At 53.9% G+C, this 609-nt stretch carries 1 pseudogene; it reads left to right on the forward strand.

From position 1 onward, the window contains the following. A pseudogene (locus OKC27_RS22840) lies at window positions 1-609 on the forward strand (IS4-like element ISAs18 family transposase); the annotation flags it as partial.

Consider the following 609-nt stretch of genomic DNA (forward strand, 5'->3'; position numbering starts at 1 on the left):
CCTTGGCCAACGGTCTCGAACGTAAACATGCGGTTAAACAGGTGGATCGCCTGCTCACTAACACCAAGCTCAATGTCTGGAGCCTCTTTGACGATTGGGTGCCCTATGTGGTCGGTGAACGTACCGAGATCGTAGTCTCCATGGACTGGACCGAATTCGATGCCGATGATCACAGTACCTTGGTTATCAGCCTGCAAACCAACCACGGTCGCAGTACTCCGCTGCTGTGGAAAACCCATCGGAAATCGTTGCTCAAAGGGCAACGCAATGCCCATGAGAAAGAGCTGCTCACCAAGCTCAAGCAGACGTTGCCAGAGGGTATCTTCGTGACGGTAGTAGCTGACCGCGGCTTTGGTTACATGGAGCTGTTCGAACGCCTGGAGCAAGAGCTAGGCTTTGCTTATCTCATTAGATTTAAAGGAAATGTTTTGGTTGGTTACCCTGGTGTAGAGCAGGTTCCAGCTCGGGACTGGCTAACGCCGACCGGGCGCACCCGAACCCTCAAAGCGGTGGAGCTAACTGGGCAGCGACAGCCTGTCGAACGGGTCTATTGTTGTCATAAGAGTGGCATGAAAGACGCGTGGTTTCTGGCCAGTAACCGGACCGACC

This window comes from Aeromonas sp. QDB62, assembly GCF_027705695.1.
In the GTDB taxonomy this organism is placed as follows: Bacteria; Pseudomonadota; Gammaproteobacteria; order Enterobacterales; family Aeromonadaceae; genus Aeromonas; species Aeromonas allosaccharophila.